Source organism: Azospirillum fermentarium, assembly GCF_025961205.1.
Taxonomy (GTDB): domain Bacteria; phylum Pseudomonadota; class Alphaproteobacteria; order Azospirillales; family Azospirillaceae; genus Azospirillum; species Azospirillum fermentarium.
Genome location: NZ_JAOQNH010000001.1, coordinates 2935365 through 2946176 on the forward strand (window position 1 = coordinate 2935365; position 10812 = coordinate 2946176).

Genomic DNA, 10812 nt, shown 5'->3' on the forward strand with positions numbered 1-10812 from the left:
CGTGCCCCTGTGAGAAGCCGGTGAGAAGGGCGGTTCCCCGCGGAACCGCCCTTCAATTCTTAGGGAAGCTATGGTTTCCTGAGTGGTAATACCCAAAAACGCGAAGGGAGCCGAACACCATGGAATGGAACGAGGCCTACGCCATCGGGCCGGGTCCGGTGGATCAGGATCACCAGAAACTGTTCCATCTGTTCAACCAGTTTTCCGACGCCCTGGCCACGGGCGACGGCATCGGCGGCGCCCGCCGTTTCCTGGACGAGCTGATGGACTATTCCCGGTATCATTTCCAGCGGGAAGAGGCGCTGATGCGCGGGCTGGATTACCCGGATTACGCCAAGCACAAGCGCATGCACGACGGCTTCGCCGATTTCGTGCGCAAGACCGCCGAAAGCATGGGGGAGACGCCGGATGACGCCGCCTTCCTGCAGAACTATGTAGAGATGTGGCTCTGCGGCCATATTTTGGTCATGGACAAGTGGTTCGGTGAATGGCTGGCCGCCCGCGGGCAGGCCGGCACCGACACGGGCGCCACAGCCTGATCCGCACCGGCTCCCCCGCCGCCGGTCCGGTGGTCGATCAAGTCTGACGCGCGGATGGGAGACGTGGTCATGACGAAGACGCCAGCCCCCCCCACCCCGCCTGCCGAACCGCGCGGCGCGCTGGCCCGCGCCCGCGCGGCGCTGGTGTGGGAGGCGCTGTGGCCCGGCCTGTGGGCCGCGGCGGCGGTCGGCGTGCTGTTCACCGCCGCCGCCCTGTCCGACGTGTTGCCGCGGCTGCCCGGCTGGCTGCATCTGGCCGTGCTGATCCTGTTCGCCGTGGGTTTCGTGGCGGCCCTGGCGCTGGGGCTGCGCCGGGTGCGGCTGCCGGGCCGGGACGAGGCCCGCCGCCGGCTGGAGCGCGACAGCGGCCTGCCCCACCGCCCGCTCAACACCCTGCGCGACCGGCCCAGCGGCGGCGACCCCATGGCCGCCGCCCTGTGGGCGCTGCACCAGGAACGGGTGCGCGCCCGCGTCACCCGCCTGCGCGTGGCCCTGCCCCACCCCAACGTGGCGGCGCGCGACCCGCTGGGGCTGCGCATGGCCGCCTTGCTGCTGCTGTTCGCCGCCGGGGCCGGCACCTGGGGCGGTTGGGAACCGAGGCTGCGGGCCGCGGTGTCGCCACGGCTGGACGGCGGGGCGGTGATCCGCGCCGCGGTGCTGGACCTGTGGATCACCCCGCCGGCCTACACCGGGCAGGCGCCGGTGTTCCTGAAGCCCGACACCCCCGGCCCGGTGACGGTGCCGGCCGGGTCCAAGCTGCTCGCACGGGTCGCCGGGGGGCTGGGCACCCCGTCCCTGACCATCGACGGGGCGGCGGACGGCGGCAGCCGGCCCTTTGCCGCCGTGGACGGCGACACCCACCAGATCGAACGGGAACTGGCCGCCGGCACCCGCCTGACGGTCACCCAGGGCGGGCGCACGCTGGGAAGCTGGCCGCTGGCCGTGGTGCCCGACGCGGCCCCCATCATCGCCTTCGTCACCCCGCCCGCGGCCACCGAACGGGGCATGATGCGGGTGGAGTTCGCCGCCCGCGACGATCACGGGCTGGCCAAGGCCGGCGTTCTGGTGACGCTGCAGGACCGTGCCGGCGAACCGGCGGTGGAACTGCCCCTGCCGCTGGGCGGATCGGCGCCCAAGGAGGCCCACGCGGCCAGCACCCACGACCTGACCGCCCACCCGTGGGCCGGGCTGCCGGTGTGGGTGCAGTTGGTGGCGACCGACGGGGCGGGCCAGATCGGCCTGTCCGACACCATGGATTTCGTCTTGCCCGAGCGGGAATTCCGTCATCCCGTGGCCCGCGCCATCATCGAGCAGCGCCGCATCCTGACCCGCAGCCCCGCCACCCAGCGGGAGCCGGTGGCCAACGCCCTGTCGGAGATCTCGGCCACCCCCGGCACCTACAACGGCGACATCGTGGTGTTCCTGTCCCTGCGGGCGGCGGTGGCGCGGCTGGTGTTCGACGACACGGCGGACGCCATCCCGGCGTTGCAGACGCTGTTGTGGGAAATCGCGGTGCGCATCGAGGACGGCGGGCTGTCGCTGGCCCAGCGCGACGTGCGCGATGCCCAGAACCGGCTGGCCGAGGCGCTGGACCGCAACGCGTCCGATGCCGAGCTGCGGCAGTTGATGGACGAGTTGCAGCAGGCCATGGACCGGCTGATGCAGGCCATGGAACAGAACCTGCGCCAGGCGCTGGAGCGCGGCGAAAAGATCCCCGAGGTGCCGCCGGAACTGGCGCAGCAGATGATGGATGCCGGCGACCTGCAGCGCATGATGGACCAGATGCGGTCCCTGGCCGAGACCGGGGCGCGGGACGCGGCGCGGCAGATGCTGTCCCAGCTTCAGCAGATGATGGAGTCCATGCAGATGGGCGCCATGCAGCCGCCATCGGGCCAGAACGAGGCGCTGAACGCCATGCGCCAGCTTCAGGATCTGGCCAAGCAGCAGCAGGGCCTGCTGGACCAGACCTTCCGCCAGTCGCAGGAGGGGATGGACGGCGGCGCCAACCCGTCGGCGTCGGGCATGCCCGCACCGGGCGGCCAGAGCCAGGGCGGCCAATCCCCCCGCACCCGCGGTGCCGGGCGCCAGGGCAACAGCGCCAGCCCCCTGATGCAGAAGCAGGCCGAACAGCAGGAACAGCTCCGCCGCCAGTTGGGCGAGGTGATGCGCCAGTTGGGCGAGCAGGCGGGCGACATCCCCGCCCCCCTTGGCCGCGCCGAACGCGCCATGCGCGATGCCCGCGAGGCGCTGCAGCGCGGCCAGCCCGGCGGCGCCGTGCAGCCCCAGACCGAGGCCATGGACAACATTCAGCAGGGGCTTCAGACGCTGGCCGAGCAGATGATGCAGCAGATGATGGCGTCCCCCGGCATGGGGATGGCCCGCCAGCCGATGAACCGCATGGGCCAGGGCCGCGACCCGCTGGGCCGCCGCTCCAACAGCATGGGCCAGGGCCTGGGCGAGGATGTGAAGGTGCCGACCGAGGCCGAGGTCCAGCGCGCCCGCGAGATCCTGGACGAGTTGCGCCGCCGCTCCGGCCAGTTCAGCCGCCCGCAGCCGGAACGCGAGTACATCGACCGGCTGTTGCGGCCGTTTTAAGACGTTCCTTTGCGGAATGCCGGCACGGATGCTTGAACCCGTCCGCGCGCGGCGTCACTTATCCCAGACGCACACCCGCACGAGACGAGAGACGACCCCGATGGACCACGGCAGCCCCCGCGCGATTCTGCTGAAGGATTACACCCCGCCCGCCTACCGCATCGACACGGTGGACCTGCGCTTCGATCTGCGGGACGACGCGGCGGAAGTGCGGGCGGTTCTGGTCATGCACCGCAACCCGGACCATCCCGGCGGTCCCCAGCCGCTGGTGCTGGACGGGCAGCGGATGGAGTTGGTGTCGGTGGCCCTGGACGGCACTCCGCTGGGGCCGGACGCCTATGTGCTGACCGCCAACGACCTGACCATCGCCCAGGTGCCGGACCGCTTCACCCTGGAAACCGTGGTGCGGATCAAGCCGCAGGAGAACACGGCGCTGGAGGGGCTCTACATGTCCTCCGGCACCTACTGCACCCAGTGCGAGGCGGAGGGGTTCCGCCGCATCACCTATTTCATCGACCGTCCCGACGTGATGGCCCGCTACACCACCACCATCGAGGCCGACGCCCAGCGCTTCCCCGTGCTGCTGTCCAACGGCAATCTGGTGGACCGGGGCACAGCGGACAGCGGGCGCCACTGGGCGCGGTGGGAGGATCCCTTCCCCAAGCCCTGCTATCTGTTCGCGCTGGTGGCCGGGGCGCTGGTGTGCGTGGAGGACAGCTTCCGCACCGCCTCGGGCCGTGACGTTGCACTGAAGATCTATGTGGAGCCGGGGAACGAGGACAAGGTGGGGCACGCCATGACCTCGCTCAAGAAATCCATGGCGTGGGACGAGGCGGTGTTTGGTCTGGAATACGACCTGGACATCTTCAACATCGTCGCCGTCGGCGATTTCAACATGGGGGCGATGGAAAACAAGTCGCTCAACGTCTTCAACACCAAATACGTGCTGGCGAAGCCGGAAACCGCCACCGACGGTGATTTCCTCGGCATCGAATCGGTGGTGGCGCACGAGTATTTCCACAACTGGACCGGCAACCGCGTCACCTGCCGCGACTGGTTCCAGCTTTCCCTGAAGGAAGGGTTGACCGTCTTCCGCGACCAGGAATTCAGCGCCGACATGAATTCCCGCGGCGTGAAGCGCATCGGCGACGTGCAGGGGCTGCGCACCGTGCAGTTCACCGAGGACGCGGGCGCCATGGCCCACCCGGTGCGCCCGGATTCGTACGTGGAGATCAACAACTTCTACACCCCCACCGTCTACAGCAAGGGGGCCGAGGTCATCCGCATGATGCACACCCTTCTGGGCAAGGAGGGGTTCCGCCGCGGCATGGATCTGTATTTCCAGCGCCACGACGGGCAGGCGGTGACCTGCGACGATTTCGCCGCCGCCATGGCCGACGCCGGTGGCATCGACCTGACCCGGTTCAAGCTGTGGTATTCCCAGGCCGGCACGCCGGTTGTGGACGCAACCGGCAGTTATGATGCCGCCGCCGGCACCTACCGCCTGACCCTGCGCCAGACGGTGCCGCCCACCCCGCGCCAGCCCACCAAGGAGCCGATGGTGATCCCGGTGGTGACAGCGCTGCTGGGGCCGGACGGCGCCGCCCTGCCCCTGCGGCTGGAGGGCGAGGCTGAGGCCGCGGGCACCGAGCGGGTGCTGGTGCTGGACCGGGCGGAGCAGGTCTTCACCTTCACCGGCATCACGGCCCGCCCGGTGCCGTCGCTGCTGCGCGGCTTCTCCGCCCCCGTCACCCTGCGCACCGACCTGACCAGCGCCGACCTGACGTTCCTGATGGCTCACGACAGCGACCCGTTCAACCGGTGGGAGGCGGGCCAGACGCTGGCGACGCAACTGCTGCTGCGGCTGGTGGAGGATGTGCAGGCGGGCCGCCCGCTGTCGCTGCCGCAGAGCTTCATCGACGCGGTGGCGGCGGTGCTGGCCGATGCGCCCAGCGACCCGGCGTTCGGGGCGCAGGCGCTGGTGCTGCCCAGCGAATCCTATCTCGGCACCCGCATGGCGGTGATCGACCCCGACGCCATCCACACCGCCCGCGAGTTCGCCCGGCGGACGCTGGCCCGCGCGCTGAAGAACCGCTGGCTCGCCACCTACCGCGCCCACAGCGTGGATGACGGGGCGTTCTCGGTGGACGCCGCCGCCATCGGGCGGCGGGCGCTGAAGAACATCTGCCTGGCTTACCTGATGGCCGACCCGGACGACGGGGAGGCGCTGGGGCTGTGTCTGGGGCAGTTCCACGGCGCCCGCGCCATGACCGACGTGATCGCCGCGCTGCAGTTCCTGGCCGCCAGCCCGGCGCCCGAGCGGGCCGACGCCATCGCCGCCTTTTACGAGCGGTGGAAGGACGAGCCGCTGGTGGTGGACAAGTGGTTCATGGTCCAGGCCACCGCCCCCCGCGGGGACGCGCTGGCGGTGGTGCGCGGGCTGCTGGACCACCCGGCCTTTTCCATCCGCAACCCCAACAAGGTCTATGCCCTGATCGGCGCGTTCCCCGGCGGCAACCCGGTGGCGTTCCACGACCGCGGCGGGGCGGGCTATGCCTTCCTGGCCGACCAGATCCTGCGCATCGACCCGATGAACCCGCAGGTGGCGGCCCGGCTGATGGGGCCGTTCTCGCGGCTGAAGCGGTACGACGCCGAACGTCAGGCGCAGATGATCGCCCAGCTCGAACGCATCATCGCCACCCCCGGCCTGTCCCCCGACGTGTTCGAGGTGGCGTCCAAGAGCCTGGAAGCCGCCCAGAAGGGCTGACCCCGAAACAAGACGGGCCGGAGGGTTTCCCCTCCGGCCCGGTCACCGGACAACCTTGCGGTTGCCGAGGCTCACTTGTTCGACGCGAGGAAGGCGATGAGGTCGGCGACCTTGGCTTCGTCCTTCAGACCGGCAAAGGCCATGGTGCCGCCGGGAACGACCGCCTTGGGGTTGATGATGTAGGCCTTCAGGTTGTCTTCGGTCCAGGCATAGCCGGCGGCCTGCTTTTCCATCATCGGCTTGGAATACTTGAAGCCGTCGATCGTGCCGGCGGTGCGGCCGACGACGCCGAACAGCGACGGGCCGACCTTGTTCTTGCCCTGCTCAACGGTGTGGCAGGCGGCGCAAACCTTGAAGACTTCCTTGCCGGCCGCGGCATCGCCAGCCTGCGCACCCATGGCGGTCAGGGCCAGGCCGGCGACGATGGTGGCGCCCATCAGCAGCTTCTTGCTCATCGATCCATTTCCCCTTTTGGAATCTTGCATTATTGCGGACAGCCGACCCGAAAGAAGCCGGCTCGAACGAGGCGCAGAATACACAGTTTCAACGCCCCGCCAACCCCAACAAACGCACGACGGGGGTTTTCTCATCCCATCGTTTAATGCCCGAACGTCAAAATTCCCGCCAACACCGCGACGACCGCCAACGCCACCCACGGCACATAGAACCCGCCGCGTCCACGGGTCGCAGGGATGGGAATGGGCACTTCGGGCGGGGCCGGGATACCCGGCACCGGCATGATCGGAACGGTGGTGTTTGGCGGCACCGACTCGGACCCTGCAGCTTCCGCGGGCGGCGGCGGCAGGGCCACGGCGTTGGACAGCCGGGCGAAGAAATCGTCGGCCATCTTGCGCGCCGCGGCATCAACCAGCCGCGATCCGATCTGGGCCAGCTTGCCGCCCACCTGGGCGTGCGCCTCGTAATGCAGCACCGTTCCCGTGGCGTCGGGGACCAGGGTGACACGCGCGCCCCCCTTGCCGAAGCCGGCGGCCCCGCCGGTGCCCTCCCCGGTGATGGTCATGGCGTTGGGTGGGTCGATGTCGGACAGGGTGACCTTGCCGGAAAACTTGGCGCTCACCGGCCCGACCTTGGCCACCACGCGGGTGGTGTAATCGGTGTCCGACAGCCGCACCACCTCGTCGCAGCCGGGGATGCACTGGCGCAGGATCTCGGGGTCGTTCAGCGCCGCCCACACCCGGTCCCGCGGTGCGTCCACCCGATGGCTCCCGGTCATGTCCATGGTCTTCCCCTCCCTCGTGTTCGTGCGTTCGGGCCGGCCGGCACAGCCGGCGTTAGGGAGAAAGTGCGTTCCCGGTCCCGCCGTTGCCAGCATCCCCAACCATTTTCCGGCTCTTGCCGTTCCGTTCCCGGCCCGGCATGCTGATGGCCGGACACGCAGGACGGATGCCCCCATGACCATGGCCACCCCCGCCCCCAACTGGTTCGACCGCGGCGGGGCCGCCTATGCCCTCCACCGCCCCGATTACCCCGACGCGCTGGCGGATGCCCTGGCGGAACGGGCACCGCGGCGGGATTGCGCCCTGGACGTGGGGTGCGGGTCGGGGCAGTTCGCCCGGCTGCTGGCGAACCGCTTCGCCCATGTGACCGCGCTCGACCCCAGCGCCGACCAGTTGGCCCACGCCACGCCCCACCCCCGCATCCGCTATGTCCAGGCCCCGGCGGAACGGCTGGAGGTGGCGGACGGCAGCGCCGCCCTGGTCGCCGCGGCCCAGGCCGCCCATTGGTTCGACCTGCCGGCCTTTTACGCCGAGGTGCGCCGGGTGGCGGCACCGGGGGCGGTGGTGGCCCTGGTCAGCTATGGCGTGCTGCGGCTGGATGGTGGCGAGGGGGAGGCAGACGCCCGCTTCCGCCGCTTCTACGCCGGCGAGATCGGCCCCTATTGGCCGCCGGAACGCCGGCTGGTGGACGAGGGCTATGCCTCCATCCCCTTCCCCTTCGCCGAAATCCCGCTGCCGCCGCTGGTCATCCGCCGGGATTGGACCCTGACGGAGCTGTTGGGCTACATCGGCACATGGTCGGCCACCCGCCGCGCCCGCGAGGCCGGGGCCGGCGCGCTGCTGGACCGCTTCGCCGCCGATATGGCGGCCCTGTGGGGCGATCCGGCCACGGCCCGGCCCGTCACCTGGCCGGTCAACGGGCGCATCGGGACGGTGTGATCCGTCACTCGGGCCTGATGGTCACCGTGGCGGTCATGCCCAGACGCAGGCGGGCCGCTTGCGCGTCGGTCAGGGGCGGAAGGTCGATGCGGATGGGAAAGCTGGCAACCCCGCCGGCCCCGTTCTCGCTGGATGCCTGCCGGGCGATCCAGGCCACCGTGCCCGTCACCGGACCGCCGGCGAAGGCATCGCCGCCGACCTCCGCCCCCTGGCCGATGCGCAGGGCGCCCACGTCCATCTCGTCCACCCGCGCGGCGATGGAAACGGTGGCGGTGTCGGCGATCACCGCCATGATCTGGTTCGCGGCCAAGGTCGCCCCCGCCTCTATGGCCGTGGGGGCGGAGGCTCCGGCGGCCACCCCACCCCCGCCCCCCGGCGGCGGTTTCAGCACCAGCCCGCCCACGGGCGCGGTGACGGTGGCACGGGCAAGCTGGCCCTTCAATTCATCCAGGCGGGCGGCCGCGTTGGCGTGCTCCAGCGCGGCGACCCGGCGGGCATCGGGACCGCCGCGGGCGATGACGGCGGCCAGATCCTCCCGCCCTGCGGCCAGGGCGGCGGCCTGCACCTCGGCCTGGCGGCGCAGATCCTCGTATTCCTGCCGCGGAATGATGCCCTGGTCCAACAGGGGCTTGGCGTCGGCCAGCCGGCGGCGGGCCTGGGCCGCGTCCTGTTCCGCCGCCACGGCCTGACGGCGGGCGCGCAACACCTCGGGCCCGGTGTCCCAGCCGTTGAGTTCGTTCACCCGCTGGGTGGCCTTCAGCAGCGCGCTTTCCGCTTCGCGCATCCGCATGTCCAACTCCAGCCGGTCCATCACCGCCAGCACGGCGCCGGCGGCCACGGGGGCGCCATAGTCGAAGCGCCGCTCCCGCACCACCCCGGCAAAGGGGGCGATGACGTTGACCGTGCGCCCCGGTTCAATCACCCCGATCACCGACAGCGGCACCGCCGCCGGTGCGGCCGGGGACGGTTCCGCGGTCGGGGCCGCCGCGGCGGGCGCCTCGCCACCCCCCGCCATTCCACCGGACCGGGCCGGCAACCAGCCGGCAGCGGCCCATCCCGCCGCCACCCCGGCCACCACCAGCGCGCCCAGCGCCCAGCGCCCCGCCCCGCCCCACCGGGACCGGGGCGTCAGCAGCACCACCCCGCCGCCATCGGAGCGCGCCGGGTCCAGCGGCAGAACGGTGGCCGTGACCGTCACGGCGCGCCCACGGCGGCGCACGCGCAGGGTGCGGGTGCTCAGAGCAGGACCACGGGCCAGACCGGCCAGAGCCTCCCCCAACAGTCCTTCCCCGCCCAACCGCTCCAGCGGCTCGCCCACCCCATGGCCGGGGCGCAGCCCCAGCAGCGCCCGCGCGGCGCCGTTGACCGCCGTGACCGTGCCGCCATCGTCAAACCCAACCGCCGCCACGGCCAACGCCGCCAGCCCGTCCACCGGCCGGCTCCCCACACCCGTCATCCCCGCCCCCGTGTCACCGGGGACCACAGTGACGGCATTCACGCGGAGATGTCCACAGCCCGCGCATCCTTGGCAACGGTGGCGAAATCCTTCCGAGCACCACTGTCCGGCAGGGTTGCCGTGGCGGCGGACGACAGGCTGACGATCGACGCCGGGGCCAATGAAACCGCGCCACCTCCCGACGGAGACACCGTGCCAGCCGGCTTCGCACCCGCGCTGCGGGGGGCCGCCGTCACGGTGGGAAGGGTGCTGCCGATGACCGTCATGCCGGAACTCCCATAGCCTTGGCTGCCGTCAGGCGGTGATGTCCACGGCGCGGGCGCTGCCGCCCTTGTCCTTCGCCTTCAACCCGGCCTTCAATTGCTCGGACAATTGAACCGCCTGCTTGTATTCCGGCGTATCCTCAAGCTGGTTCGCCGGGTTGCCTCCGCGCCTCAGGTTCTCGAGACCGCCTTTAATCAGCTTCACCAAAGGGCTGTCGCTCTCGACATTCTCAGGCTCCGTGCCCTCCTGGCGAGAGAAAAGATCATAGTTGAGTTCAAGATTTGCCCGCTGATTGGCCCAGGTCATACTGGTTTTTTCCTCGTCACTCACCGTGTCGAGGAACTGAATGCCGGCTTTCTGCATGGCGGCAGTGGGCTTTCCGGGCGCATTTACGTCAACGCCCATTGCCTTGTAACGTTGAGCATCCATAACGTTCTGGGCGCCAACCTGCTCCGCTTCATTGAACTGGCCGCCCTCATTGCTGGCAATGGCATAAAGCGAACGGCGATCCATGCCACCAAGCATCGTTTGCCAGTCCGAGAAGCTCGTATAGATATCTCCCGCCTTCCCACTGGCTTTGTAATCGGCATCCAGCGCCGCCCGCGCATCCTTAGCGACCGTGGAAAAATCCTTCTTCCCCCCCATAGATGGTTGAACCGATGGTGCGGAGGAAGTTTCGCTGGTAGGCACCGCTCCTGATGACATCCCTTTCCCACCTGTCGACTTCACAGTGGTGTGCGTCGAAAAAGAAGATAAAGTGATGGATACAGCAGAACTAATGCTTACCATATCACATACTCCGTTTCTTGTGCTATTTGCACAAATTATAATATTTATGTAAAGAGCGGATTAATTCTCAAAATCCGCTCTTACATGCACAATGCCAAATTATTATGGAGCAATTTTCAAGGTAACGCTCCAGTTACCATCTGTCGTCACAGATGTAATCGTGCTGGTGCACGTGACACCCGAGGAACTTTTCGTTGTCGTAATCGTGGGATAGTTCCAAGGGCC

General features: G+C 69.3%; 9 protein-coding genes. 4 read left to right on the forward strand and 5 right to left on the reverse strand.

The genetic code is table 11. From position 1 onward, the window contains the following. Positions 1-119: 119 nt before the first annotated feature. The 3 genes from M2352_RS13755 to pepN all read left to right on the forward strand — a co-directional run bounded on the left by M2352_RS13755 (position 120) and on the right by pepN (position 5901). On the forward strand, positions 120-539 hold the full coding sequence (locus tag M2352_RS13755; protein ID WP_264665042.1) for a bacteriohemerythrin: 420 nt from the start codon (positions 120-122) through the stop codon (positions 537-539). Between the two features lie 69 nt (positions 540-608). Continuing rightward, entirely contained in the window at positions 609-3134 is a 2526-nt protein-coding gene (locus tag M2352_RS13760; protein WP_264665043.1) for a TIGR02302 family protein, read from the forward strand. Between the two features lie 100 nt (positions 3135-3234). Beyond that, complete coding sequence (gene pepN / locus M2352_RS13765) at positions 3235-5901, forward strand: aminopeptidase N (RefSeq protein WP_264665044.1); 2667 nt, start codon at positions 3235-3237, stop codon at positions 5899-5901. 71 nt (positions 5902-5972) lie between these two features. Here the strand turns inward: pepN and M2352_RS13770 are convergent, their stop codons facing one another. Both M2352_RS13770 and M2352_RS13775 read right to left on the reverse strand, forming a co-directional pair. Next, positions 5973-6356, reverse strand: a complete 384-nt coding sequence (locus M2352_RS13770) for a c-type cytochrome (RefSeq protein WP_264665045.1) — start codon at positions 6354-6356, stop codon at positions 5973-5975. A gap of 143 nt (positions 6357-6499) precedes the next feature. Beyond that, positions 6500-7141: an SRPBCC family protein gene (locus M2352_RS13775; RefSeq protein ID WP_264665046.1), complete on the reverse strand. Its 642-nt coding sequence runs from the start codon at positions 7139-7141 to the stop codon at positions 6500-6502. Between the two features lie 172 nt (positions 7142-7313). Here M2352_RS13775 and M2352_RS13780 point away from each other — a divergent pair, with 172 nt between their 5' ends. Next, entirely contained in the window at positions 7314-8078 is a 765-nt protein-coding gene (locus tag M2352_RS13780) for a class I SAM-dependent methyltransferase (protein ID WP_264665047.1), read from the forward strand. A 4-nt stretch (positions 8079-8082) separates the two neighbouring features. Here the strand turns inward: M2352_RS13780 and M2352_RS13785 are convergent, their stop codons facing one another. From M2352_RS13785 to M2352_RS13795, 3 genes are read right to left on the reverse strand one after another with little or no spacing between them, the layout of a single operon-like run. Continuing rightward, positions 8083-9534: an HlyD family secretion protein gene (locus M2352_RS13785; RefSeq protein ID WP_264665048.1), complete on the reverse strand. Its 1452-nt coding sequence runs from the start codon at positions 9532-9534 to the stop codon at positions 8083-8085. Positions 9535-9572: 38 nt separating this feature from the next. After that, positions 9573-9800: a hypothetical protein gene (locus tag M2352_RS13790; protein ID WP_264665049.1), complete on the reverse strand. Its 228-nt coding sequence runs from the start codon at positions 9798-9800 to the stop codon at positions 9573-9575. A gap of 28 nt (positions 9801-9828) precedes the next feature. Further along, positions 9829-10503: a hypothetical protein gene (locus M2352_RS13795; protein ID WP_264665050.1), complete on the reverse strand. Its 675-nt coding sequence runs from the start codon at positions 10501-10503 to the stop codon at positions 9829-9831. Positions 10504-10812: the final 309 nt, after the last annotated feature.